The following is a 23,913-nucleotide window of genomic DNA, read 5'->3' on the forward strand; positions in this document are numbered from 1 at the left end:
GGTGCCTCCTACAGCGTCAGTGCTGGCCTGCCGTGCGGTGCGCGGCGGTCGCGACCGGCATCGCCGCCGCGCCGGCGACGACCACCAGCACCCCGGCGATCCAGGACGTCCAGGAAGCGCCGTTGAACTCGGTGTACCCCATCACCCACGGCGCGATGAACAGCAGCACGCCGAGCGCGATCTGGATGCCTTCGCCGTAGACCATGCCCGGCACGGCCAGCGAGACCAGGCCGTCGAGTGCGATCAAGGCGCCCAGGACGACCATCGTCCACATCGCGGTCGAGTCCGTGCTCAGCCAAAGGGGTGAAAGAGCGGCGACCACCCCGATGACGACCTCGGCCCAGTCGTGCGGCCGAGCCCAGGCGCGCGTAGAGACTTCACTCATTCGTGCTCACCTCCGTCGGTGAAACTGCTGGTCGGGTGGGTGTACCCACCGCCAATGATCCGCTTGACTGGCCAGCCGGTCAAGATAGTCCGGTCACAGTTCGGCGTGTAATGGTGCTGTCCGTCTCGTACAGTTGTGGACGCGAGTTACCGGCGAGTAATTTCTGCCGCCAACGCCGTTGACCCCCATCTCCGCGGAGGAACCGATGACGCAGCTCGGCGAGATCCAGCAGGCCATCCTGAACGGCGAGTCCGCCGCCCTCGGCTCGTTGCCCGTGCCCGAGAGCTACCGCGGGGTGACCGTCCACGCCGACGAGGTCGACATGTTCGAAGGCCTCGAAAGCCGGGACAAGGACCCGCGCAAGTCGCTGCACGTCGACGAGGTCGCCGTCCCCGAACTCGGGCCCGGCGAAGCACTGGTCGCGGTGATGGCGAGCGCGATCAACTACAACACCGTGTGGACGTCGATCTTCGAGCCGATCCCCACGTTCAAGTTCCTCAAGAAGTACGGCAAGCTCTCGCCGCTGGCCAAGCGGCACGACCTGCCCTACCACGTCGTCGGGTCCGACCTCTCCGGCGTCGTCCTGCGCACCGGCGTCGGCGTGCACAACTGGAAGCCCGGCGACGAGGTCGTCGCGCACTGCCTCAACGTCGAGCTCGAGAGCCCCGACGGGCACAACGACACGATGCTCGACACCGAGCAGCGGATCTGGGGCTTCGAAACCAACTTCGGCGGCCTCGCCGAGATCGCGCTGGTCAAGGCGAACCAGCTGATGCCCAAGCCGGACCACCTCACCTGGGAAGAGGCCGCCTCACCCGGACTGGTGAACTCCACCGCCTACCGGCAGCTGGTCTCGCGCAACGGCGCCGACATGAAACAGGGCGACGTCGTCCTGATCTGGGGTGCCTCGGGCGGCCTCGGCTCCTACGCGACGCAGTACGCGCTCAACGGCGGCGCCATCCCCGTCTGCGTCGTCTCCAGCCCGGAAAAGGCCGCGATCTGCCGCAAGCTCGGCGCCGAGCTGATCATCGACCGCAGTGCCGAGGACTACAAGTTCTGGAAGTCCGAAACCGAGCAGGACCCGAAGGAGTGGCAGCGCTTCGGCGCCAAGATCCGCGAGCTGACCGGCGGCGACGACCCCGACATCGTGTTCGAGCACCCGGGCCGGGAAACCTTCGGCGCGTCGGTCTACGCCGCGCGCAAGGGCGGCACGATCGTCACCTGCGCGTCGACCTCGGGCTACATGCACCAGTACGACAACCGCTACCTGTGGATGAACCTGAAGCGGATCATCGGCTCCCACTTCGCGAACTACCGCGAGTCCTGGGAAGCGAACCGGCTGATCGCGAAGGGGCTGATCCACCCGACGCTGTCCAAGACCTACTCCCTGGAAGAGACCGGGCAGGCCGCGCTGGACGTGCACCGCAACGCCCACCAGGGCAAGGTCGGCGTGCTCGCGCTCGCCCCGCAGGAGGGTCTCGGCGTCCGCGACGAAGAGAAGCGGGCGAAGCACATCGACGGGATCAACGCCTTCCGCGGCGCCTGAAACCGGCCGCACGCAGGCGATCCCGGCCGCCGGGTCGCCCGCGTGCGGCAAGATCCTCTCGCCGCGCCACGCGGCTCGTTCGGCGCACCGCACGGGTGCTCACCCTTCCGTGACCCGGCTGCGACTACGGTAGGCGCATGAGCCTTGGCGATGAACGGGAGCTTGTGCCGCTGGGAGCCGGCTTCGACGTGGCGAAGCGCGGGTACAGCCGAGCACAGGTCGACGAGCACCTCGAACGGCTGGACGCCGACCTGAAGATGCTCACCGCGGACCGGGACGCCGCCATCGCGCAGGCCGGCGACCTGGCTCGCCAGCTGGAGATCGCGCGCGGTGAGATCGCGGACCTGCGCGGGCAGGTCGACCGGCTCGCCCAGCCGCCGACGAGCGTCGAAGGCCTGTCCGAGCGGCTGCAACGGATGCTGCGCCTCGCGCAGGACGAGTCCGCCGACACGCGCGCCCGCGCCGAAGCCGAGGCCGGGCACATCCGGGCCAAGGCCGAGACGGACGCCAGCGCCATGCGCGCCCGCTACGAGCAGCTGCTCACCGAGCTCGACCTGCGGCGCAAGGAGATGGAAGCCGAGCACCGCAAGGTCCTCGAAGACGCCCGCGCGCAGGCCAAGGAGATCACCGACAAGGCCGAGGCGGAGCGCACGCGCCTCGACACCGAGTCGCAGGACCGCCGCACCAAGGTCGAAGAGGACTTCGAGATCGCGATGGCCTCGCGCCGCACCGAGGCGATGCGCGTGCTGGCCGAGCAGGAGGCGGCGAGCAAGGCCGAGGCCGCACGGCGCGTCCAGGAAGCCACGCAGGACGCCGCCGACATCCGCGCGAAGATCATCGAAGAGGAGAAGTCGGCGAAGGCCGACATCGACCGCCGCCAGCGGGAGTCGGTCGCGGACGCGAACAAGCGCCGCCAGGACTCCATCACCGAGGCGAACGCCCGGCTCGCGGAGGCCGCCGACGAGGCGCGCCGTCGCGTGACGACGGCGACCGACGAGTCGAACCGGCGGATCACCCAGGCCAACGAGCGGGTCGACGCGCTGCGCAAGGTCCGCGGCGGGCTGGCCGAGCAGGTCCGCGCGGCGCGGGCGGTGCTGGCCGAGGCGCACACGGTCCTCGGCGACGAGGTCAAGGTGCCCGCGGACGTCACGGCCGACCTCAAGGCGTCCGACCTCAAGGTCGAGAAGCCGGCGGCCGGCACCGGGAAGACGGCGCCGGTGGGCGACGTCGAGGAAACCATCCGGATCAAGGCGTCGGACGTGCCGAAGCCGCAGCCGGCGCCCAAGCAGGCTCCCAAACAGGCCCCCAAGCCGACGCCGAAGCCGACTCCGCGGGCAAGCGGAGCGCAGAAAGCGACTGGCGAGTAACCTTCCACCCGACACGGGCGCGGACGAGCCGGCACGGTCGGTACCGACCGGCTATCGTCCCTGCTCACGCGGGATCACCTGGAGGTTTTGCGCATGGGTGCGGCATATCGGACCGTGGTGGTGGGCACGGACGGCTCGGAGTCTTCGTTCGCGGCGGTGGACCGCGCGGCGGCGGTGGCCGGCGACGCGGGCGCCACGCTCGTCATCGCGTGTGCGTTCTACCCGGCCAGTCAGTCCGACGTCGACAAGGCTCAGGACGCCCTCGGTGACGAGGCGTACCAGGTCGTCGGCTCGGCTCCGGCCGAGGACACCCTGCAGTCGGCGCGGGACCGCGCGACGAAGGCCGGGGCGGAGAAGATCGACACGGTCGCGGTGAAGGGCGACCCGGTCGACTCGCTGCGCAAGGTGGTCAAGGAGCGCGAGGCCGACCTGCTGGTCGTCGGCAACCGCGGCCTCAACACGATCGCCGGCCGGATCCTGGGCTCGGTGCCGTCCGAGGTGGCGCGCAAGTCCGGCGTGGACGTGCTGATCGTCCACACGACCTGAGCCGTGACCGATCCGAGCGAGGAGCTTCAGCAGCGGCTCGAACGCGTCCTGCTCGGCGGCAGGCGGAAGTACACCCGGCTCGAAGTGGCCGAGAAGGCCGGCGTGCCCGACGAACGGTCACGCCGGCTCTGGCGCGCGCTGGGCTTCGCGACGGTGCGCGACGACGAGGTGGTCTTCACCGACGCCGACGTCGAAGCCATGCGGACGGCGGACCAGCTGGTCCAGTCGGGGCTGATCGACCCGAGCATCGAGGTCTCGGTGACGCGCGCGCTCGGCCAGCACCTGTCGCGACTGGCCGAGTGGCAGGTCGACATGCTGTGGGAGCTGATCCGGGAGCAGCCGGAGCTGGGCCGCAGCGAGCGCCAGGTGACCCGCCTGGTCGACCGGCTGCTGCCGGAGCTGGAGCGGGTCCAGAACTTCGTCTGGCGCCGCCACCTGGCGGCCTACGCCGGCCGCGCGTTCGCGGCCTCGGGCGACAACGTCGAGGCGCGCACGCAGGTCGTGGGGTTCGTGGACATGGTCGGCTACACGCGGCTGACCCGCCAGATCGACGAGGAAGAGCTGAGCCGGGTCCTCGACGCGTTCGAGACGCTGGCCACCGAGGTGATCGCCGAGCACCACGGCCGCGTGGTGAAGATGATCGGCGACGAAGTCCTGTTCGTCGCGGACTCGGCACCCGACGCGGCGGAAATCGCACTGGCCCTGACCGAGCGCACGTCGGCGGACGACAGCCTCCCGGCGGTCCGCGCGGGCATGGCGTCGGGCCGCATCCTCTCCCGCTTCGGCGACGTCTACGGCTCGGTGGTCAACCTGGCCGCCCGCCTGACGTCGGTGGCCCGCCCGGGCACGATCCTGGTCGACCGCGAACTGGCCGCGGAGCTCGCGGACGAGAAGGCGTACGAACTCCGCCTCCGCCGTCCGGTGACGGTCCGCGGCTACAACCGCCTCCGCCCGGCAGCGCTGCGGCGGTCGAGCGAGGCCCCGACGGGGATGTTCGCGAGTTCGCAGCAGCTGGCGGCGGAGATGCTGGGCCTGACGGACCCGCTCGCCCGGGAAGCGGCGCCGGAGGAGCCGGGCACGCCACCGGAGGACCAGGTGACGGACCCGAGGCCACGCCGCCGCCGTCGCCGCGGCCGCTGACTCCCGGCTGATTCCATGGGAGTGATCTGCCGGATTCGGCAGCTCGGACGCGGCTCACGACGCAGTACGGAGAGCCGCTACGGGCAAGCCCGAGGAGGAACTGCTCGAGCGGTATCCGAGCGAGCAGGGCCACCGCCGGGAGCGTGAACCGATCCGCCCCGGCCTCAGCCGACGACCCGGGCACGCCACCCGAGGACCAGGTGACGGACCCGAAGCCATGCCGCCACCGCTGACCGGCCGGCGCAGCCCCCCGCCACTCCCTTTGGGGGGCGTCCACAGACCCACTCTTTCGGCGGCAGCCGACAAAACCCGCCGGCAGACCGTTTGCCGGCCTGGTTGTCCACAAGTGGCCGCGCCTGTGGACGACCGAAGTCTCAGGCGTCGAAGTCGACTGTGATCTCCTCCGAGACCGGGTACGACTGGCACGTCAGCACGAAGCCCGCCTCGACCTCCGCCTCCTCCAGCGCGAAGTTGCGGCGCAGGTCCACCTTGCCGTCCGTCACCCGGGCCCGGCAGGTCCCGCACACCCCGCCCTTGCAGGCGAACGGCAGATCCGGGCGGAACTTCTGGGCTCCATCCAGGACCGACGTCGTCCGGGGCAGGGTCATCGTCGACGAACGGCCGTCCAGGACCACGCGGACCTCGGAGGACTCGCCCGCCACGTCCGGGTCGAGGTGCGTCACCGGCTCCGGTGGGGTGTCGACGTAGAACAGCTCCTGGTGGATCCGCGCGCGCGGGACGTCCAGGGACGTCAGCAGCTCCTGCGCGCCCGTCACCATCTCGAACGGGCCGCACAGCCACCAGTGGTCCACCGACGACACCGGAACCAGCGACGAGAACAGCGCACGCAGCTTCGGCACGTCCAGGCGCCCGGTGAACAGCTCCGCCTCGCGCGGTTCGCGCGAGAGCACGTGGATCAGCTCCAGGCGCGCGGGTGCGCGGTCCTTCAGGTCCGCCAGCTCGTCGGCGAACATCACCGTGTCCGTGCGGCGGTTGCCGTACAGGACCGTCACCGTCGCGTCCGGGGTGTCCAGCAACGACGCCACGATCGACAGCACCGGGGTGATGCCCGAGCCCGCCGCGATCAGGACGTGGTGGCCGCCCGCCGACAGGTCCGGGGTGAACGATCCGGTGGGGGTGGCCACGTCGATCGTGTCGCCCGCGCGGACCTCGTTCACCAGCCAGGACGAGAACAGGCCGTCCGGGACCAGGCGGACGCCCACCCGCGGTGCCGTGCCCGCCGCCGCGCAGATCGAGTACGACCGGCGCTCGTCGCGGCCGTCGACCGACCGGCGCAGGGTCAGGGACTGGCCCGGTTCGAAGGCGAACTCGGCGGACAACGCGGGGGGCACGTCGAACGTCACGGCGACCGCGTCGTCGCACAACCGCGTGACGCCCGCGACCTTCAGGGGATGAAACGCCACCTCAGATCTCCTTGACGTGTTCGAACGGCTCCGCGCACGAACGGCAGCGCCGCAGCGCCTTGCACGCCGTCGCGCCGAAGCGGGATTGCTCTTCGGTGTCCGGGGAACCGCACAGCGGGCACGAAACCCGCGTGACCGGCGCCGACAGCGTCAGCGGGATCGGACCGGTCCGCCGGGGCGCCGCACCCGGTGGGGCGATCCCCGCCGAGGCCAGCTTTTCCCGGCCGGCGGCCGAAATCCAGTCCGACGTCCACGCCGGCGCCAGCTGCGTCCGGATCTCGACGTCCGCGAAGCCCGCCGAAAGCAGCGCGTGCTCCAGGTCGTCGCGCATGGTGTCCATCGCCGGGCAGCCGGTGTACGTCGGCGTGATCGCCACGACCACGCGGCCCTCGTCCTCGGACACCGAGCGCAGCACGCCCAGGTCCGCGAGCGTCAGCATCGGCAGCTCGGGGTCGGTCACCGTCGCCGCGACGGCCGCCGCGGTCACCACTTCGCGTCCGGCATCGCCCGGGCGACGCTCTGCAGCTCCGCCAGCAGGAACCCCATCTGCTCGGTGTGGACGCCGTCGCGGCCCGTGCGGCCCGAGACGCCGGCCAGCTCACCGGCGGCAGGCCGGGAAAGCGTTGCCGCCGTGAGGGCCTGGTCCAGCACCGCGTCGAACTCGGGCCGCAGCGAAGCCGCGTCGACCAGCTCGTCCGGGTGCGTGCGGAACAGTTCCCCGACGTACGGCCAGACCGCGTCGAGGCCCTCCTGCATCCGCTCGTGCGACAACGGCGTGCCGTCGCCGAGGCGGACGAGCCACTGCGCCGCGTAGTCGCGGTGGTAGGTCAGCTCCTTGACGCCCTTGTCCGCGATCGCGGCCAGCACCGGGTCCACCGACGTCACCAGCCGCTGCAGCAGCGCCAGCCGCCACGTCGAGAACACGAACAGCCGCGCGATCAGGTGCCCGAAGTGGCCGCCGCCGAGCTCCGCGAGCCGGACGTTGCGGAACTCGTTTTCCGCGCGCAGGAAAGCGAACGAGTCTTCGGTGCGCGACGAGCCGTCGGCCTTGCCGGCGCGGGCGAGCAGCAGCCGCGCCTGGCCGAGCAGGTCGAGGCCGATGTTGGCGATCGCGACTTCGTCCTCCAGCTCGGGCGCGTTCGTGCACCACTCCTGCAGCCGGTGGGAGAAGATCAGTGCGTCGTCGCCCAGCATCAGGCAGTAGACGGCCAGCCGCGCACCGTCCACACCGGACGGCACCGAAGTGTCCACTCCGGACAGCGGGTCCTCGAAGCCGGTGCCGAACGCCCAGCGGGCGTCGTTCTCCTCGGTCAGCGACTCGTACACGTTGTCGAAACTCATATGTGCGGCACCTCCTCGGGGATGTCGTAGAACGTCGGGTGCCGGTAGACCTTGTCGCCGCTGGGCGCGAAGAACGGGTCCTTCTCGTCCGGCGACGACGCCGTGATGTCCGCGGCACGCACGACCCAGATCGACACGCCTTCGTTGCGCCGCGTGTAGAGGTCACGCGCGTGGTGCAGCGCCATCTCGTCGTCGGCCGCGTGCAGCGAGCCGACGTGCACGTGGTTCAGGCCGCGCTTGCCGCGGACGAACACCTCGTACAGCGGCCAGTCGTGCTTCACCGGGCCCGGTGCGGCGGGCACGCCCTCCAGCGGGACGGCGCCGTGGCCGCCTTCGGCCGTCAGGTCGCTCACTTGCGCTCCTTCTTCTCCGCGTGCGCCACGGCGGCTTCCCGCACCCACGCACCGTCTTCGTGCGCGCGGCGCCGGTGCGCGATCCGCGACGCGTTGCACGGGCCGTTGCCCTTCAGCACGTTCTTGAACTCGTCCCAGTCGACCGCACCGAAGTCGTAGTGCCCGCGCTCGGCGTTCCACTTCAGGTCGGGGTCCGGGAAGGTGACCCCCAACGCGGAAGCCTGCGGGACCGACATGTCGACGAAGCGCTGCCGCAGCTCGTCGTTGGTGTGCCGCTTGACCTTCCACGCCATCGACTGCGCGGTGTTCGGCGAGTCGGCGTCCGGCGGGCCGAACATCATCAGCGACGGCCACCACCAGCGGTTCACGGCCTCCTGGACCATCTCCCGCTGCTGATCGGTGCCCTTCATCATCGTCATCAGCAGCTCGAAACCCTGCCGTTGGTGGAAGGACTCCTCCTTGCAGATGCGGATCATCGCCCGCGCGTAGGGCCCGTACGACGACCGGCACAGCGGCACCTGGTTGCAGATCGCCGCGCCGTCGACCAGCCAGCCGATCACGCCGACGTCGGCGAAGGTCAGCGTCGGGTAGTTGAAGATCGACGAGTACTTCTGCCTACCGGTGATCAGCTTGTCGGTCAGGTCGGCGCGGTCCGCGCCCAGCGTCGCCGCCGCGGAGTACAGGTAGAGGCCGTGGCCGGCTTCGTCCTGCACCTTCGCCAGCAGGATCGCCTTGCGCCGCAACGACGGCGCCCGCGTGATCCAGTTGCCTTCGGGCTGCATGCCGATGATCTCCGAGTGCGCGTGCTGCGCGATCTGCCGGATCATCGTCTTGCGGTAGCCGTCAGGCACCCAGTCGCGCGGCTCGATGCGCTGGTCCCGCTCGATGACGGCTTCGAACTGCTCCTCGAGGGATGCGACAGCGGTCACGGCTGCTCCTTCGACACGAGAGTCAGGACGTCGTACTTTGCGACGGACTCGCCGTCGGCGTTGGTGACGTCGGCGTCCCAGCGGACCTCGCCGTACTCCTGGTCGATCCGCGGGGTGATCTGCTTGGCGGTCAGGGTCACGGTCAGCGAGTCGCCGACCTTGACCGGCGTCAGGAACCGCAGGTTCTCGAGGCCGTAGTTGGCCAGCACCGGGCCCGGCTCGGGCGAGACGAACAACCCGGCCGCGAACGAGACGACGAGGTAGCCGTGCGCGACGATCCCGCCGAACAGCGGGTTCGCGGCCGCGGCCTCGGGGTCGGTGTGGGCGTAGAACGTGTCGCCGGTGAACTCGGCGAAGTGGTCGACGTCCTCCTGGCTGACCGTCCGCGGCCCGGCGACGACCGAGTCACCGATGCGCAGCTCGGCCAGCGACTTCCGGAACGGGTGGACGTCGCCCTCGGTGCGCGGCGCGCCGGTGACCCAGCGCCCGGTGACCGCGCTCAAGACACCGGGCGAGCCCTGGACGGCGGTGCGCTGCATGTGGTGCAGGACGCCGCGGATGCCGCCCATCTCCTCGCCGCCACCGGCGCGGCCGGGACCGCCGTGGACCAGCTGCGGCATCGGCGAGCCATGCCCGGTCGACTCCTTGGCGTCCTCGGCGTCCAGGACCAGCAGCCGGCCGTGGAACGGCGCCGCGCCGAGCACGACCTCGCGGACGAACTCCTTGTCCGCGGAGACCACGGACCCGGCGAGGCTGCCGCCGCCGCGCGCGGCGAAGTCGACGACCTGCTCGGTGGACGTGTAGGGCATCAGCGTCGAGACCGGGCCGAACGCCTCGACCTCGTGCGGCTCCGAGCGCTCCGGGTCGGCCTTGAGCAGCACCGGAGAGATGAACGCGCCGCGCTCGGCGTCGGCGTCGACCACGTCGACCTTCTCCGGGTCGCCGAAGACGACGCTGCCGGCGTCCAGCAGCGCCTTGAGCGAGCGCCGGACCTCCTCGCGCTGCTCCAGGCTGGCCAGCGCGCCCATCCGGACACCCTCGGCCGCCGGGTTGCCGACGGTCACCTTCGCGAGCCGCGCCGACGCGGCAGCGGCGACGTCGTCGAGCAGCTCCGCGGGCACGAACGCGCGGCGGATCGCGGTGCACTTCTGGCCCGCCTTGACCGTCATCTCGCTGGTCAGCTGCTTGACGAACAGGTCGAACTCGGTGGTGCCCTTGACCGCGTCCGGGCCGAGGATCGAGCAGTTCAGCGAGTCGGCCTCGGCGTTGAACCGGACGGCGTTGCGGATGATCGCCGGGTGCGCCCGCAGCTTCTGCGCGGTCGAGGCCGAGCCGGTGAAGGACACCAGGTCCTGCGCGGTGACGTGGTCGAGCAGGTCGCCGACGCTGCCGGCGACGAACTGCAGCGAGCCCTCGGGCAGAATCCCCGACTCGATGATCAGCTCGACCAGCCGCGCGGTCAGGTACGCCGTCGAGCTGGCCGGCTTGACCAGGCTCGGGACGCCGGCGAGGAACGCGGGGGCGAACTTCTCCAGCGGGCCCCAGACGGGGAAGTTGAACGCGTTGATCTGGACGGCGACGCCCCGCAGCGGGGTCGCGATGTGCTGGGCGACGAACGTGCCGCCGCGCGAAAGCGGCTCGACCGCGCCTTCGACGTAGACGGTGTCGTTCGGCAGCTCGCGCTTGCCCTTCGAGCCGTAGCTGAACAGGACGCCGATGCCGCCGTCGATGTCGAACTTCGAGTCACCCAGCGTGGCGCCGGTGCGCGCGGAAAGCGCGTACAGCTCTTCGCGGTGCTCGCGCAGGTGCGAGGCGAGCGCCTTCAGCAGGGCCGCGCGCTGGTGGAACGTCAGCTCACGCAGCGCCGGGCCGCCCACGCGGCGGCCGTACTCCAGCGCGCCCGCGAAGTCGACGCCCGCCGACGAGATCCGGGCGACCTCCTCGCCCGTGGCCGCGTCGTGCAGCGGGACACCTTCGCCGGACGCCGTGTGCCACTCCCCGGAGACGTAACTGCGCAGCAATGCCATCAGGTCCGACCTCTCCCGCCGAATTACCTACCGGACGTTCAGTAATTGCCATGGTAGCCGCTGGCCCCGGAGATCGGAAGGGGCGGTGCTTGACACGGCCCCGAGCACTGCCTTTACTGAGCGACACCGCGAGGTGACCGTCCATTCGGTCAGTCTGGAGAGCGAGCACATGACCAACGCCGCGCACACCATGTTCGCCGCCGACGAGGCTTCCCGCGCGCTGGGGATCGAACTCGTCGAAGCGGGCGAAGGCCGGGCCGTGGCGACCATGACGATCACCCGCGAGATGGTCAACGGCCACGACATCGCCCACGGCGGGTACGTCTTCCTGCTCGCCGACACCGCGTTCGCCTGCGCCTGCAACACCCACGGCCCGGTGACCGTGGCCGCGGGCGCCGAAATCTCGTTCGTCGCGGCCGGCCGGCTCGGCGACCACCTCGTCGCCACGGCCACCGAGCGCACCCGCTACGGCCGCAACGGCATCTACGACGTCACCGTGCACCGGGAGACCCCCGGCGGGCCCGAGGTCGTCGCCGAATTCCGCGGCCGCAGCCGCGCCATCTCCGCGAAACGGGGCGACGCATGATCGAGGCGAACATCGGCGCGGACGAACTGGCCGCCCTCCAGCTGGAACGTCTGCAGTGGACGCTCAGGCACGCCTACGCGAACGTGCCCGCCTACACGCGGAAGTTCGACGCCGCCGGCGTGCACCCCGACGACTGCAAGGAGCTCGCCGACCTGGCGAAGTTCCCGTTCACGACCAAGCAGGACCTGCGCGAGAACTACCCGTTCGGGATGTTCGCGGTGCCGCAGGCCGACGTCCGGCGCATCCACGCCTCCAGCGGCACCACCGGCAAGGCCACCGTCGTCGGCTACACCGAGCAGGACATCGACACCTGGGCGACGGTGATGGCCCGGTCGATCCACGCCGCGGGCGGGCGGCCCGGGCACAAGGTGCACGTCGCCTACGGCTACGGCCTGTTCACCGGCGGGCTCGGCGCGCACTACGGCGCGGAGAAGCTGGGCTGCACGGTGATCCCGGCGTCGGGCGGCATGACCGCGCGGCAGGTGCAGCTGATCACCGACTTCCGGCCCGAGATCATCATGGTCACGCCGTCGTACATGCTGACGCTGCTCGACGAGTTCGAGCGCCAGGGCGTCGACCCGCGCTCTTCTTCGCTGAAGGTGGGCATCTTCGGCGCCGAGCCGTGGACCGAGCAGATGCGCGCGGAGATCGAGGAGCGGTTCGCGCTCGACGCCGTCGACATCTACGGCCTGTCGGAGGTGATGGGGCCGGGCGTCGCGCAGGAGTGCGTCGAGACGAAGGACGGCCTGCACATCTGGGAGGACCACTTCTACCCCGAGGTGATCGACCCGTACTCCGAGGAGGTCCTGGGCAGCGGGGAAACCGGCGAGCTGCTGTTCACGTCGCTGACCAAGCAGGCGCTGCCGATCATCCGCTACCGCACCCGCGACCTCACGGCGTTGCGCCCCGGCACCGCGCGCCCGGCGTTCCGACGGATGGACAAGGTGACCGGCCGCACCGACGACCTGATCATCCTGCGCGGGGTCAACGTCTTCCCGACGCAGATCGAGGAGATCGTGCTGCGGACCGAAGGGCTGAGCCCGCACTTCCAGCTCGTCCGGTCCACGCGCGGACGGCTCGACCACCTGACCGTGCTGGTCGAGGCGCGCCACGACGCTCCGGGCTCCGTGCGGGAAGCGGCGGCTGCCGCGCTGGTGAGCGGGGTGAAGGACGGCGTCGGGGTGACCGTGTCGGTGGACGTCGTCGACCCGGACACCCTCGAGCGGTCGATGGGCAAGATGCGGCGGATCGTCGACCAGCGGGAGACGCCGTGACCGCGCCCCGCCGCGGGCGCCCCGGCTACGACCTCGAATCGCTGCTGCAGGTGGCGGTGAAGCTGTTCAACGAGCGCGGCTACGACGGCACGAGCATGGAGGACCTCTCCCGCAAGCTCGGCATCACGAAGTCGGCGATCTACCACCACGTGCCCAGCAAGGAAGAACTGCTGCGGCTGTCGGTGGACCGGGCGCTGGACGGGCTGTTCGAGGTGGCGGCGTCGACCGACCGGCTCGACGGCCCCGCGATCGACCGGCTGGAGCACCTGGTCCGCGGCAGCGTCCTGGTCCTCGCCGACCGGCTCCCGTTCGTCACGCTGCTGCTGCGCGTGCGCGGCAACACGAAGGTGGAGCGCGCCGCGCTCACCCGCCGGCGCGAGTTCGACCGCCTGGTGACGGACCTGGTGAAGCAGGCGGTGGCGGAGGGCGACCTCCGCCCGGACGTCGACCCGGCGGTGACCGCGCGGCTGGTCTTCGGCATGGTGAACTCGCTGATCGAGTGGTACCGCCCCCGGCGCGGCTCGTCGGCGGAGGAAGTCGCGGACGCGGTCTGCAAGGTGGCGTTCGAGGGCCTGCGCACCGGCTCGTGAGTCACTCGCCCGCGGTCCGCGGGGGACGGCCCGACTGCCACAGCAGCGCCTCGCGCAGCTGCTCGATCAGCCGTTCGTCGTCCGCTTCGGACGGGTCGATGCCGAGCGGGATCCACTGCTCGGAGACTTTCGCACCCTCGTCGTAGCCGGTGATCACGATGCCCGAGTACGAAAGCGATTCCTCGTCCGCGCAGTCGCCGTCCGGCGGTGGCTCTTCGACCTCGAAGCCCTCGTCGAAGCTGACGTGGCGATGTTGCAGGCGGACGCTCACCCAGCGTCCGGCCTGCCGGATCGGCGCGTCTTCTTCGGTCATCGGCTCCTGCCACCGGTCACGGGTCCCTGCCGTCTCGTCGCATCCGGGTGCCGGGGAGTTACCGGCGGGTTGTTCCGGTTGCGTAACGGCGGCGGCCGGCGTGAAACATGCCGTGCCCGCCACCGGAGCCACTCCTCTTGACGAGGGGTCAACTACTTGTTGACAGGCTGCCGATCCCCCGCGAGGCTGAGCGGATGACCAGTGGCACCCGGCCGCGGCGGCGCCGCCTCGAACCGGCCGAGCGGCGGGCGGAGATCCTCGCCGCCGCGCGGCGCCTGTTCGGGGCGGGCAGCTACGCGTCGGTGTCCACTTCGGACATCGCCGAGGCCGCCGGGGTGGCGCGCCCGCTGATCAACCACTACTTCGGCGGGAAGCGCGAGCTCTACCTGGAAGTCGTGCGGCAGCTGATGATCGTGCCCGCGCCGGTCACCGAAGCGCTGCCGGACACCACGATGGAGCAGCGGCTGGCGATCGGCGTCGAGCGCTGGATCGAAGTCGTGGACCGCAACCGCGACGCGTGGCTGACCGTCATCGGGCCCGAGTCGGCCGGACGCGACCCCGAAATCGAGCGGATCATGCTGGAGGCCGACGAAATCGCCGCCGACCGCGTCCTGGAGGCCGCGCTGATGACCGGCGTGACCGAAGGCCGCGAAGAGCTGCGCGCGATGATCCGGTCGTTCGGCGGGATGCTGCGGGCGGCGTCGCGCGAGTGGCTGATCCGCGGCACGCTCGACCGCGCGGCCCTGCGCACCTTCCTCACCGACTCGATCCTGAACCTGCTGAAGCTGACCTACCCGGCGGTGCTTGCCGAGCGGCGCGGAAGCGACGGGCGAACGCCGCCGGCGTCATCCCGGTCCAGCGCTTGAACGCGTAGATGAAGCTCGACGCCTCGGCGTACCCGAGCCGGTAGGCGACGTCCTCGACCGACAGCACGCCGGTGTCGAGCAGCTCTTCGGCCAGCGTGTGGCGGACTTCGTCGACGAGTGCCCGGTAGCTCGTGCCCGCTTCGGTGAGCCGACGGCGCAGCGTGCGCGTGCTGAGGGTGAGCTGGCGGGCGATCTCGTCCATCCCGGCGTCGACCCCGCCCAGGCGGACCAGCCGTTCCCGGACCTGCTGCGAGATGCCCGAGCGCTGCCGCCGCCGCGTGACGAGCGCTTCGCACTGCGCGGCGCACAGGGCGACGGTCTGGTCGTTGGCCTGCGGCAGCGGGAGCAGCAGCAGCTCCGGGTCGAGCGTCGCGCGGCAGGCGTCGGCGTCGAAGCGGGGACGCAGCCCGAACGTCGTCAGGTAGGCGTCCGGTACCCCGGGCTGCTCGTGCCGGAAGCTCAGGTCGTCCAGCGCGATCTCCGGCAGCAGGTCGCGCATCACGGTGAAGATGGCGGCCAGGTCGCGCAGCACGAGGAACCGGGCGACGTCGGCGGGGACGCGGGTGTCGTCGAGCTCGAGCGTCAGGCGGTCGCTTTCGAGCGTGACGCGCGGGATGCAGAAGGCGAAACTGAGGTCGAAGTAGCGCAGCGCGAACAGCATCGCGTCGCGCAGCGTCGGGCTGCTGATGCAGGCGAAGCCGAAGATGCCGAAGGTGGTGACGCGGTAGCGGCTGCCGAGCTCCAGCGCCGTCGCGTCCGAACCGTCCAGTTCGCTCAGCGCCCGGACGACGGCGAGCTCCTGGCGGGCGTCGACCTGGACGCCGGCGTCGGTGAGCAGCTCCGGCGACAGCGTTGTGGCGGCGAGCAGCTTTTCGGCGGGCAGGCCGCGTTCGGCGGCGAACCGGGTCATCAGTTCGATGCTCGCGGTGCCGCGTGGGAAGTCCCAGTCCCCGACGGCGGGCGCGGCGAGCTCGGCCATGGCCGGAAGTATGGATCACGCGCTATCCGCGTGCAATCGAGGACCGGAACTGTCCGGGGTGATCGTTAGGGTGAGCGCCGTGGAGACCTTGAGCCGACGGGCCCTGAACCGGGCGACGCTGGAGCGCCAGCTGCTGCTCCGCCGCGCGAAGATGTCCGCTTTCGAAGCGGTGGAACACCTGGCAGGGCTCCAGGCGCAGGCGCCGTTCCCGCCGTACTACGCGCTGTGGCCGCGGCTGCACGGTTTCCGGCCGGCGGAGCTGGCTTCGCTGCTGGAGAGCAGGCAGGTGGTCCGGATCGCGCTGATGCGCGGCACGGTCCACCTGGTGACGGCGGCGGACGCCTTGGCGTGGCGCCCGGTGGTCCAGGTGCTCTACGAGCGCGACCTGAAGTCGAACACCCAGCACGCGGCTCCGCTGGCGGGGCTGGACCACACCGAGGTCGCCGCGGCAGCGCGGGAGCTGCTCGCACGCTCGCCGCTGTCGAGCACGGCCCTGGGCGCGGAGCTCGCGCGGCGGTGGGACGCGCCCGCGGCGTCGCTGACCCACCTGGCACGGGGGCGGCTGCCGCTGGTGCAGACCCCGCCGCGTGCGATCTGGGGCAAAGCGGGGCAGACGACGTACGCGTGCCTGGAGGAGTGGGTGGGCTCGCCGCTCTCGCCCCCTTCGCCGGCTTCGCTGATCTCGCGCTACCTGCGCGCGTTCGGCCCGGCGTCGGTGGCGGACGTCCAGACGTGGGCGGGCATCACGCGCCTCGGCGAGGTGGCGGCGTCGATGGACCTGCGGCGCTACCGCGATCCGGACGGCCGGGAGCTGCTCGACCTGCCGGAGCTGTCGGTGCCGGACCCCGACGTGCCGGCCCCGCCGCGGCTGCTGGGGCCGTTCGACCAGACGATCCTGTCGTACGCGGACCGGACCCGGGTGGTTTCGGACGACTACCGCAAGCGGGTGATCACGCAGAACGGGCTGGTGAAGGGGACCTTGCTGGTGGGCGGGTACGTCCGCGGGTTCTGGGAGATCAAGACGGCGAAGAAGGCGGCGGTCGTGGAGCTGACGCCGTTCGAGAAGCTGCCGAAGCGCGACTTGGCGGCGTTGGAGAGCGCGGCCGGGCAGCTGATGAGCTGGGCCGAGCCGGCCGCGGAGGCCCAGGAGGTCAGGGTGCTGGCCGCAGCGTGACGCCGGCGGCTTCGAGCACTTCGCGGACCCGCGGCACCTCGGGGCCCACGACGGTGAATGGGGCGGTCGCACCGGAACCGCCTCTCAGGCAGTCGGCGAGCGCGTCGAGGTTCCGGCCGAAGTACCCGCCCGGGCCGTTCACCGCTTCACCGAGCGCGCAGGAGAAGCTCGTGAGGTCCGCGTGGCGGCCACCGCGCGGGAACCCACTCGGCGATGTCGAGCCGAAGCGGGCTCAGCTCGGTCTCGATCCCATCGTGGCCGGAAATCTCGATCGAGTGACCGATCGTGTCCTGTTGTCACAGCCTCCCGATGCGTAACTTCCCCTGCATGAGTAGTTCGGCGAAGGGGCCGTCGGTGCTGATCGTGGGCACCGGGTTCGGCGGGATCGGGACGGCGATCGAACTGCGGCGCGCCGGGTTCACCGACTTCACGATCCTGGAGAGCGCCGCCGAGGCCGGTGGGGTCTGGCGCGACAACACCTACCCCGGCGCCGCCTGTGACATCCCGTCGCCGCTGTACTCCTTCTCCTTCGAGCCCAACCCGCGGTGGCCGAAGCGGTTCTCGCACCAGCCGGACATCCTCGCCTACCTGCGCGGCGTCATCGCCAAGTACGGGCTCGAGCCGCACATCCGGTACCGGACCGAGGTCACCTCCGCCGCCTTCGACGAAACGCGCGGGCTCTGGCGCGTCGAGACCGAAGACGGCGAGACCTACGAAGCGAACGTCTTCGTCCCCGCCGTCGGGCAGCTGTCGCGGCCGGTGCTGCCCGCCATCCCCAACCGCGAGAACTTCGCCGGTGACGCCTTCCACTCCGCGCGGTGGGACCACGACGTCGACCTGACCGGCAAGCGCGTCGCCGTGATCGGGACCGGGGCCAGTGCCGTGCAGTTCGTGCCCGAACTGCGCAAGCGCGCCCAGCACGTCACCGTCTTCCAGCGGACGCCGCCGTACGTCATGGCGAAGTCCGATCCGAGCTACCGGCCGTGGCAGCACTGGCTCTTCGAGCACCTGCCGCCCACGCAGCTGCTCGGTCGGCTGCGGATCTTCCTGCTCGCCGAGTACGCGACCTACGCGATGACGAAACACCCCGTGCTGGCGAAGATGTTCGAGCTGCGGACCGCGCAGCTGCGCCGCCGCCACATCAAGGACCGGGAGCTGCGCGCGAAGCTGACGCCGTCCTATCCCCTGGGCTGCAAGCGGATCCTCTTCACCAACGACTACCTGCCCGCGCTCGCCCAGCCGAACGTCGACGTCGAGACGCGGCGGATCACCGAGATCACCGAGAAGGGCGTGCGGGTCGAGGACGGGACCGAGCTCGAAGCGGACGTCCTGGTCTACGGCACCGGGTTCGCCGCGACGGAGTTCCTCGGCCGGCTGTCGGTGACCGGCCTCGGCGGGCGATCGCTGCAGGACGAGTGGTCCGGCGGCGCGCGGGCGTACCTCGGCATGGCCGTGCCCGGGTTCCCGAACCTGTTCTGCGTCTACGGCCCCAACACCAACCTCGGCGCCGGGTCGATCATCTACATGATCGAGCGCCAGGCCCGGTACATCCGGCAGGCGGTGGAGCAGCTCGCGCGTCCCGGCGTGTCCTATTTGGACGTCCGGCCCGAAGTCGAGCAGCGCTACGACGACGAAGTGCAGAAGCGCCTGGGCCACAGCGTGTGGAGCGCCTGCACGAGCTGGTACCGCCAGGCCGACGGCCGCGTCACGACGAACTGGCCCGGCCTGGTCACCGAGTACGACCGCCGGACCCGGCGGCTCGACCCCGCGGACTACCGCATGGGAGCAGTGGCGTGACGGACTACGACGTCCTCGTGATCGGCTCGGGCTTCGGCGGCAGCGTGACGGCGTTGCGGCTGACCGAGAAGGGTTACCGCGTCGGCGTGCTGGAGACCGGACGCCGGTTCGCCGACGACGAGTTCGCGAAGACGTCGTGGCGGCTGCGGAGGTACCTGTGGGCGCCCGCGCTGGGCTGTTTCGGCATCCAGCGGCTGACGCTGCTGAAGAACACCTTCGTGATGAGCGGTTCCGGCGTCGGCGGTGGTTCGCTGGTGTACGCGAACACGCTGTACGAGCCCCCGGACAAGTTCTACGAAGACCCGCAGTGGGCGCACATCACGGACTGGAAGGCCGAGCTGGCGCCGTACTACGACCAGGCGAAGCGGATGCTCGGCGTGGTCGAGAACCCGGCGACGACGCCCGCGGACCGGGTGCTTCGCGAGGTGGCCGACGACATGGGCATCGGGCACACGTACCGCCGCACGCCGGTCGGCGTCTACTTCGGACAGTCCGGGGTGGACCCGTTCTTCGGCGGCGCGGGCCCGGCACGCCAGTCGTGCACGCTGTGCGGCGAGTGCATGACCGGCTGCCGCGTCGGCGCGAAGAACACGACCGTCAAGAACTACCTCTACCTGGCCGAACAGGCGGGCGCGGTGGTCCACCCGCTGACGACGGCGGTGTCGGTCCGTCCGGTCGACGGCGGGTACGCGGTGGACACGGTCCGCACCGGCCGCCGCTCGCGCCGGACGTTCACCGCGCAGCAGGTGGTGTTCTCCGCGGCCGCGCTGGGCACGCAACGGCTGCTGCACCGGCTGCGGGACAACGGGACGCTGCCTTCGCTGTCGCCGCGGCTCGGGCTCCTGGCGCGGACGAACTCCGAAGCGGTGCTGGCGGCGCGGTCGTTGCGCGGCGACACGGACTACACGCGCGGCGTCGCGATCACATCGTCGATCCACCCGGACGAGGTCACGCACGTGGAGCCGGTGCGGTACGGCCGCGGCAGCAACGTGATGGGCCTGATGGCGACGGTCCTGGTGGACGGCTCGCCCGGGCGTCGCCGCTGGGTGCTGGGGTTGCGCGAGCTGTGGCGTTCTCGCCGCGACCTGCTCCGGATCCACAACCCGCGCCACTGGTCGGAGCGGATGATCGGGCTGCTGGTGATGCAGACGCTCGACAACTCCGTGACGACGTACACGAAACGCGGGCTGTTCGGCCGCCGCATGACGACCCGCCAGGGAGCGGGCTCGCCGTCGCCGGAGTGGATCCCGGCGGGCCACGAGGTGACCCGCCGGGTGGCGGAGAAGATCGGCGGCCTCCCGCAAGGCGCGTGGACGGACATGGCGAACATCCCGATCACGGGCCACTTCATCGGCGGCTGCACGATCGGCGACTCCCCTTCGACGGGCGTCGTCGACCCGTACCAGCGGCTGTACGGGTACCCGGGACTGCACGTGGTGGACGGCTCGGCGATCACGGCGAACCTGGGTGTCAATCCGTCGCTGACGATCACGGCGCAGGCGGAGCGGGCGATGGCGTTCTGGCCCAACCGCGGGGAGGCGGACCCACGCCCGGAACTGGGCGCGGAGTACCGGCGAGTGGCGGCGGTGGCGCCGAAGAACCCGGCGGTGCCGTCGGACGCGCCGGGAGCGCTGCGGTTGCCGGTGGTGGAGCGGTGATCAGCGGCCCCAGGTGGCGGGGCCGCTCGAGGTGATCAGGACGCGCTGGGCCACGAACCGGATGAGGTCGAGGTCGTAGGTGAGCAGTTTCGACTCCCTTCCGAAGGGACGCAACGGCTCTCCTCGGCCGTTTCCGCCTTCCTTGCCGTGGACGATCCTGCAGCGCAGGTCGTAGATCCGGTCGGCGACCTGCTCGACGAGTGACGCGCTGGTGTCTTTGGGGTTGAGCAGTCGGATGTCGGCGATCCGCTTCTTGTCGGCCATCGCGGCGGTTCCGCGCGGGTGGGATTCGAGGTAGTCGAGGAGCGCACCGGCGTCGAGGCAACGCGTCACAGTTGCCTTCAACTGCTCACGCTCGGTGCCCGCGATCCGGTCGGTGTCGTTGACCATCTCGATCACCCGGCCGAGCGCGATATCGTCGTCGTGGTCGAAGCGGGGGTCCCTGAGCACATCGCGGAGCTTCTGGACGGCAGCCACTCGGGCGTACTTGGGCATGAAGAACTCGAGCACCTGGTAGTACGCGAGATACGCCAGCAACGGTGCCGACACCAACGCGCGCGCGTAGAGGTATAAGGACGCGGCGTCGTCATTGTGCTTGAGTACGGGAAACCGCGGCATCTTAGTCGATGACGGCTCTTCTTCGCTCGGCTCGGAAGCGAACTCGACACGGATGTCCTTCTTGAGCCGGAACGCGAAGCCGTAGCTCAGGTCGAGGTCGATGAAGAACGAGGTGGAGATCTCCTGAAGCAGCCGTAGTGCCTGGTCGTGCCGTTCCGTCGTGACACCGGTGATCACCACGCCCCACGAGCTGGGATATGCCCGGCAAGCCACTCGCAACGCCCTCGGTGGCGGCCGCTGGATCGTGATCGACAGCCCCTCCACCGACGGGTGTTCGACACACAACCTGACCGGTTCGCGGAATTCGATCCTAGCCGGCTCCTCGTCCTCTCGCGGGGTCAGATCCGGGTCGTCCTCCGCCATGGGCGCCAGACCCGGGATCTTCTTCAGGCCGAGACCAAATCCGACGGCACGGTGGTCAAGGGCAGCGACCACCGTGCCGGACGAACGGTCGAGGAAAGCGTCGTAGTCGCCGAGGAAAACCCAGTCCGCGAAGTCGGTCGAAGCCCAGTCCGGCGCGTCGCGCCTCGATATTTGCACCTTCCGCGGCATGCGGCCAGCGGGAAAGCCGATCTGCAGTTCCGGCTCGCCGACGATCGCTACGGCCGGGTGAGCGTTCCAGCGCAGGGTCCACACCTTCAGCCCGGCAGCGTGCGCACGATCGGCGATCTCCCGCAACTCCGGGGCCAGCTCGTCATCCTGCTCCGCGTCCGAAGGAGTCACGGTCGCAGAGCCTGGCACATCCAGCCGCCCACGAGCAATTCTCGCTAAGCTCGCCTCCGTGCAGCCCAACGAGGTCATCGACGTCCTGAACCGCCCCGCCAGCCAGGAACTCCTCGCCCGGACCATCGCTCGGCTCGGTTATGTCGCCGGAGATGGGACGCCGCGGGTGGTTCCGATCGGGTTCACCTGGAACGGTGCGGAATTCGTTCTCTGCACGGCCAAAAACGCCGCGAAAGTCCGGTCGCTGCGGAAGAATCCCGCCGTCGCCTTGACGATCGACACCGAAGCGCAGCCGCCCAAGATCCTGCTGATCCGCGGGAACAGCACCCAGGAGGCGCTCGATGACCTCCCCGCCGAGTTCCTGCGGCAGGCCGCCGGAATGCCGCCGGAGCAGGCCGCCGCTTGGGAAGCCGAGGTCCGCGATCTCTACGCCGACGGCATGGTGCGGATCAAGGTCACACCGTCGTGGGCCAAGCTGATCGACTTCGAAACCACCCTGCCCAGCGCCGTCGAAGAGCTGGTCCGCCGCAAGAACGGCTAGCCCGCCGACAGTTCCGCGGCCACCGAGACGTACGCGCGGATCGCTTCGTTCTCCTCCGACGCGCGCCACACCGGGACCGCGAGCATCGGCGGGATGTCCGGCACCGGGATCACCTTCAGCCCCGGGAACGGGTAGCGCTCCAGCAGCGAGACCACCGAGATGTGCAGGCCGATGCCGCGCGCCACCAGGGAAAGCATGTCCTCCGCGCCGATGCGGGTGCGGCCGATCAGCTGCGGGACGTCCTCCTCCGTGCGGGGGATCGGGCGGCCCGACGGCGTGACCGGCGGGGCCCACAGGTCGCGCGCCACCGGGTTGAGGGCCTTGCCCGGGTCGAGCAGCCGGTGGTCCGCGAGGTCCTCCAGGCTGACCGTCGTGCGCGAGGCGAGCGGGTGGTCGTCGCGCAGCAGGAGGCCGCGGGGCACCGTCAGCAGCGCCGGGCCGGTGCGCAGGTTGGGTTGCGCGAACGAGCGCGTGTCGCCGCCCGGGGACCAGTGCAGCACCAGGTCGAGGTCGCCCTCGGCGAGCAGGTCCGTTTCGTTCCAGCGCTGGCCGATGCGGGTCGGGGTCAGGGTGACGCGGCACGCCGGGTGGCGGCGTTCGAACTCGGTCGTCACCCGCGTCACCAGGTCGCCGCCGAGGCTCGCCACGTAGCCCACGCGCAGGCGGCCGCCGATGCGGCGCTCGGCCAGCCGGGTCTCGGTGAAGATCGCCGCCAGCTCGGCCACGCCCGCGCGGGCGCCCGTGCGCAGCCGCTCCCCCAGCTCCGTCAGCCGGACGCCGCCCTCGCCGGACACCACCAGCGCGCCGCCGATTTCGGCTTCCAGCTCGCCGATCTCCTTCTCCAGCGCGTCGGCCGTGCTACGGACCCGCCACGCCGCGGCCTCGAAGTCGCCTTCGCGCGCCACGATCAGCAACGTCGCGACCGCGCGGATCGCGGCCAGCTCGATCAGGGACCCGGTCCGGGCGCCGGCCCGCGCGAGCGGCGCGTCCAGTTCGGGGTCACCGGCCAGGATCCGGCGGTGCAGCTCCCGCAGCGCCTGGCCCGGGTCCGCGCCGAGTGAGCCCGCCAGCCGCCGCCGGACGCGCTCGAAGTGCGCCAGCGCGTCCGCCTGCCGGCCGCTTCGGTAGTAGGCGAGGATCAGCTGGCCGGCCAGCCGCTCGTCGAACGGGTGGTCCGCGGCGGCCCGGGGCAGCTTCGCCAGCAGCGCCGCGTGCCGCCCGAGCCGCAGCGAGACGTCGTTGCGGTCCAGCCGGGCCGCGTGCCGCTCGGCTTCCAGGCCCTCCCGGACCCCGGTCAGCCACGGCGAATCCAGCCCGGCGAACGGTTCGCCCCGCCACAGCGCCAGCGCGTCGTCGAACAGCGCGGCCGCGGTGACGTCGCCCGCCGCGGCGCGCGCGAGCGCCACCTTCTCCCGGAACCGGTGCAGGTCGAGCGCGTCCAGGTCGACGCGCAGCAGGTAGCCGTGCGCGGTGCGGTCGATCGCGCACCCGGCGGCGCGCAGCCGCGAAAGGTAGCTGCGGACCGTCGCGGCCGCCCGGTGCGGCGGGCTCGCGCCCCAGACGCGCGTGACGAGCTGGTCGAGCGGCACCGGCCGGTTCGGCTCGGCCAGCAGCGCCGCGAGGACGTAGCGCCGCCGCGCGTGGCCGACGTCGAGGAGCGTGCCGCCGGACTCGGCTTCGAGGGTGCCGAGCACGCTGTAGCTGATCACCGCACTCCCTCCCCGACCTGCGGATTC

General features: G+C 70.9%; 23 protein-coding genes and 1 pseudogene. 12 read left to right on the forward strand and 12 right to left on the reverse strand.

What is annotated here, in order from left to right; all coding sequences use genetic code 11:
• Nucleotides 1–16 precede the first annotated feature (16 nt).
• Complete coding sequence (locus ACLJQM_RS31750) at nucleotides 17–385, reverse strand: SPW repeat protein (protein ID WP_410634016.1); 369 nt, start codon at nucleotides 383–385, stop codon at nucleotides 17–19.
• A gap of 205 nt (nucleotides 386–590) precedes the next feature.
• Here ACLJQM_RS31750 and ccrA point away from each other — a divergent pair, with 205 nt between their 5' ends.
• The 4 genes from ccrA to ACLJQM_RS31770 all read left to right on the forward strand — a co-directional run bounded on the left by ccrA (nucleotide 591) and on the right by ACLJQM_RS31770 (nucleotide 4,984).
• Complete coding sequence (gene ccrA / locus ACLJQM_RS31755; RefSeq protein ID WP_410634018.1) at nucleotides 591–1,931, forward strand: crotonyl-CoA carboxylase/reductase; 1,341 nt, start codon at nucleotides 591–593, stop codon at nucleotides 1,929–1,931.
• Between the two features lie 164 nt (nucleotides 1,932–2,095).
• Nucleotides 2,096–3,298, forward strand: a complete 1,203-nt coding sequence (locus tag ACLJQM_RS31760) for a chromosome segregation protein (RefSeq protein ID WP_410634077.1) — start codon at nucleotides 2,096–2,098, stop codon at nucleotides 3,296–3,298.
• Between the two features lie 93 nt (nucleotides 3,299–3,391).
• Complete coding sequence (locus ACLJQM_RS31765) at nucleotides 3,392–3,844, forward strand: universal stress protein (protein WP_247013732.1); 453 nt, start codon at nucleotides 3,392–3,394, stop codon at nucleotides 3,842–3,844.
• 3 nt (nucleotides 3,845–3,847) lie between these two features.
• Entirely contained in the window at nucleotides 3,848–4,984 is a 1,137-nt protein-coding gene (locus tag ACLJQM_RS31770) for an adenylate/guanylate cyclase domain-containing protein (protein WP_410634019.1), read from the forward strand.
• A gap of 374 nt (nucleotides 4,985–5,358) precedes the next feature.
• Here the strand turns inward: ACLJQM_RS31770 and paaE are convergent, their stop codons facing one another.
• The 6 genes from paaE to paaZ form a co-directional block, all read right to left on the reverse strand.
• Nucleotides 5,359–6,408, reverse strand: coding sequence for a 1,2-phenylacetyl-CoA epoxidase subunit PaaE (gene paaE / locus ACLJQM_RS31775; RefSeq protein WP_410634020.1), 1,050 nt, complete (start codon nucleotides 6,406–6,408; stop codon nucleotides 5,359–5,361).
• Between the two features lies 1 nt (nucleotide 6,409).
• Nucleotides 6,410–6,898: a 1,2-phenylacetyl-CoA epoxidase subunit PaaD gene (paaD, locus tag ACLJQM_RS31780; RefSeq protein WP_410634021.1), complete on the reverse strand. Its 489-nt coding sequence runs from the start codon at nucleotides 6,896–6,898 to the stop codon at nucleotides 6,410–6,412.
• Nucleotides 6,892–7,749 carry a 1,2-phenylacetyl-CoA epoxidase subunit PaaC gene (gene paaC / locus ACLJQM_RS31785; RefSeq protein ID WP_410634022.1) on the reverse strand — a complete coding sequence of 286 codons (858 nt, stop codon included), beginning with the start codon at nucleotides 7,747–7,749 and terminating at the stop codon, nucleotides 6,892–6,894. The genes paaD and paaC overlap by 7 nt, the downstream gene beginning before the upstream one ends.
• A complete protein-coding gene (gene paaB / locus ACLJQM_RS31790) occupies nucleotides 7,746–8,030 on the reverse strand; it encodes a 1,2-phenylacetyl-CoA epoxidase subunit PaaB (RefSeq protein WP_247025279.1) in 285 nt (94 codons plus the stop codon). The genes paaC and paaB overlap by 4 nt, the downstream gene beginning before the upstream one ends.
• A 68-nt stretch (nucleotides 8,031–8,098) precedes the next feature.
• Entirely contained in the window at nucleotides 8,099–9,031 is a 933-nt protein-coding gene (paaA, locus tag ACLJQM_RS31795; RefSeq protein ID WP_410634024.1) for a 1,2-phenylacetyl-CoA epoxidase subunit PaaA, read from the reverse strand.
• A complete protein-coding gene (gene paaZ / locus ACLJQM_RS31800; protein WP_410634026.1) occupies nucleotides 9,028–11,058 on the reverse strand; it encodes a phenylacetic acid degradation bifunctional protein PaaZ in 2,031 nt (676 codons plus the stop codon). The genes paaA and paaZ overlap by 4 nt, the downstream gene beginning before the upstream one ends.
• A 169-nt stretch (nucleotides 11,059–11,227) precedes the next feature.
• Here paaZ and paaI point away from each other — a divergent pair, with 169 nt between their 5' ends.
• Genes paaI through ACLJQM_RS31815 form a run of 3 tightly spaced genes read left to right on the forward strand, consistent with a single transcriptional unit; the run spans nucleotide 11,228 to nucleotide 13,508 of the window.
• Entirely contained in the window at nucleotides 11,228–11,644 is a 417-nt protein-coding gene (gene paaI, locus ACLJQM_RS31805) for a hydroxyphenylacetyl-CoA thioesterase PaaI (RefSeq protein ID WP_360774708.1), read from the forward strand.
• Nucleotides 11,641–12,918, forward strand: coding sequence for a phenylacetate--CoA ligase PaaK (gene paaK / locus ACLJQM_RS31810; RefSeq protein WP_410634027.1), 1,278 nt, complete (start codon nucleotides 11,641–11,643; stop codon nucleotides 12,916–12,918). The genes paaI and paaK overlap by 4 nt, the downstream gene beginning before the upstream one ends.
• On the forward strand, nucleotides 12,915–13,508 hold the full coding sequence (locus tag ACLJQM_RS31815; RefSeq protein ID WP_360774713.1) for a TetR/AcrR family transcriptional regulator: 594 nt from the start codon (nucleotides 12,915–12,917) through the stop codon (nucleotides 13,506–13,508). The genes paaK and ACLJQM_RS31815 overlap by 4 nt, the downstream gene beginning before the upstream one ends.
• A 1-nt stretch (nucleotide 13,509) precedes the next feature.
• Here the strand turns inward: ACLJQM_RS31815 and ACLJQM_RS31820 are convergent, their stop codons facing one another.
• A complete protein-coding gene (locus ACLJQM_RS31820; RefSeq protein WP_247013742.1) occupies nucleotides 13,510–13,821 on the reverse strand; it encodes a hypothetical protein in 312 nt (103 codons plus the stop codon).
• Nucleotides 13,822–14,015: 194 nt separating this feature from the next.
• On the opposite strand from ACLJQM_RS31820, the gene ACLJQM_RS31825 reads away from it, so the two are divergent.
• Nucleotides 14,016–14,687 carry a TetR/AcrR family transcriptional regulator gene (locus ACLJQM_RS31825; protein WP_247013743.1) on the forward strand — a complete coding sequence of 224 codons (672 nt, stop codon included), beginning with the start codon at nucleotides 14,016–14,018 and terminating at the stop codon, nucleotides 14,685–14,687.
• On the opposite strand, the gene ACLJQM_RS31830 is transcribed toward ACLJQM_RS31825, so the two are convergent.
• A complete protein-coding gene (locus tag ACLJQM_RS31830; RefSeq protein ID WP_410634028.1) occupies nucleotides 14,578–15,666 on the reverse strand; it encodes an AraC family transcriptional regulator in 1,089 nt (362 codons plus the stop codon). The genes ACLJQM_RS31825 and ACLJQM_RS31830 overlap by 110 nt on opposite strands.
• A gap of 79 nt (nucleotides 15,667–15,745) precedes the next feature.
• Here ACLJQM_RS31830 and ACLJQM_RS31835 point away from each other — a divergent pair, with 79 nt between their 5' ends.
• On the forward strand, nucleotides 15,746–16,840 hold the full coding sequence (locus ACLJQM_RS31835; RefSeq protein WP_410634030.1) for a winged helix DNA-binding domain-containing protein: 1,095 nt from the start codon (nucleotides 15,746–15,748) through the stop codon (nucleotides 16,838–16,840).
• Here ACLJQM_RS31835 and ACLJQM_RS31840 read toward each other — a convergent pair.
• Nucleotides 16,818–17,021, reverse strand: a pseudogene (locus ACLJQM_RS31840) (barstar family protein); the annotation flags it as partial. The gene ACLJQM_RS31835 and the pseudogene ACLJQM_RS31840 sit on opposite strands and share 23 nt — an antisense overlap.
• 146 nt (nucleotides 17,022–17,167) lie before the next feature.
• Between ACLJQM_RS31840 and ACLJQM_RS31845 the strand changes: the two are divergent.
• Nucleotides 17,168–18,637: a flavin-containing monooxygenase gene (locus tag ACLJQM_RS31845; RefSeq protein WP_410634032.1), complete on the forward strand. Its 1,470-nt coding sequence runs from the start codon at nucleotides 17,168–17,170 to the stop codon at nucleotides 18,635–18,637.
• A complete protein-coding gene (locus tag ACLJQM_RS31850; RefSeq protein ID WP_410634034.1) occupies nucleotides 18,634–20,295 on the forward strand; it encodes a GMC oxidoreductase in 1,662 nt (553 codons plus the stop codon). The genes ACLJQM_RS31845 and ACLJQM_RS31850 overlap by 4 nt, the downstream gene beginning before the upstream one ends.
• Here the strand turns inward: ACLJQM_RS31850 and ACLJQM_RS31855 are convergent, their stop codons facing one another.
• Complete coding sequence (locus ACLJQM_RS31855; protein ID WP_410634035.1) at nucleotides 20,296–21,636, reverse strand: hypothetical protein; 1,341 nt, start codon at nucleotides 21,634–21,636, stop codon at nucleotides 20,296–20,298.
• Nucleotides 21,637–21,694: 58 nt separating this feature from the next.
• Here ACLJQM_RS31855 and ACLJQM_RS31860 point away from each other — a divergent pair, with 58 nt between their 5' ends.
• Nucleotides 21,695–22,177, forward strand: a complete 483-nt coding sequence (locus ACLJQM_RS31860; protein WP_247013750.1) for a pyridoxamine 5'-phosphate oxidase family protein — start codon at nucleotides 21,695–21,697, stop codon at nucleotides 22,175–22,177.
• Here the strand turns inward: ACLJQM_RS31860 and ACLJQM_RS31865 are convergent.
• Nucleotides 22,174–23,886 carry a BTAD domain-containing putative transcriptional regulator gene (locus ACLJQM_RS31865; protein ID WP_410634037.1) on the reverse strand — a complete coding sequence of 571 codons (1,713 nt, stop codon included), beginning with the start codon at nucleotides 23,884–23,886 and terminating at the stop codon, nucleotides 22,174–22,176. The genes ACLJQM_RS31860 and ACLJQM_RS31865 overlap by 4 nt on opposite strands.
• Between the last annotated feature and the right edge of the window lie 27 nt (nucleotides 23,887–23,913).

It is taken from the genome of Amycolatopsis sp. cmx-4-83 (genome assembly GCF_046548815.1).
Classification (GTDB): domain Bacteria; phylum Actinomycetota; class Actinomycetes; order Mycobacteriales; family Pseudonocardiaceae; genus Amycolatopsis; species Amycolatopsis pretoriensis_A.

Bases quoted from the DNA above. Each gene is read 5' to 3' on its own strand.
- ACLJQM_RS31750 (WP_410634016.1), bottom strand. From the start codon at position 385: ATGAGTGAAGTCTCTACGCGCGCCTGGGCTCGGCCGCACGACTGGGCC.
- ccrA (WP_410634018.1), top strand. From the start codon at position 591: ATGACGCAGCTCGGCGAGATCCAGCAGGCCATCCTGAACGGCGAGTCC.
- ACLJQM_RS31765 (WP_247013732.1), top strand. From the start codon at position 3,392: ATGGGTGCGGCATATCGGACCGTGGTGGTGGGCACGGACGGCTCGGAG.
- paaC (WP_410634022.1), bottom strand. From the start codon at position 7,749: ATGAGTTTCGACAACGTGTACGAGTCGCTGACCGAGGAGAACGACGCC.
- paaZ (WP_410634026.1), bottom strand. From the start codon at position 11,058: ATGGCATTGCTGCGCAGTTACGTCTCCGGGGAGTGGCACACGGCGTCC.
- paaI (WP_360774708.1), top strand. From the start codon at position 11,228: ATGACCAACGCCGCGCACACCATGTTCGCCGCCGACGAGGCTTCCCGC.
- paaK (WP_410634027.1), top strand. From the start codon at position 11,641: ATGATCGAGGCGAACATCGGCGCGGACGAACTGGCCGCCCTCCAGCTG.
- ACLJQM_RS31820 (WP_247013742.1), bottom strand. From the start codon at position 13,821: ATGACCGAAGAAGACGCGCCGATCCGGCAGGCCGGACGCTGGGTGAGC.
- ACLJQM_RS31825 (WP_247013743.1), top strand. From the start codon at position 14,016: ATGACCAGTGGCACCCGGCCGCGGCGGCGCCGCCTCGAACCGGCCGAG.
- ACLJQM_RS31830 (WP_410634028.1), bottom strand. From the start codon at position 15,666: ATGGCCGAGCTCGCCGCGCCCGCCGTCGGGGACTGGGACTTCCCACGC.
- ACLJQM_RS31845 (WP_410634032.1), top strand. From the start codon at position 17,168: ATGAGTAGTTCGGCGAAGGGGCCGTCGGTGCTGATCGTGGGCACCGGG.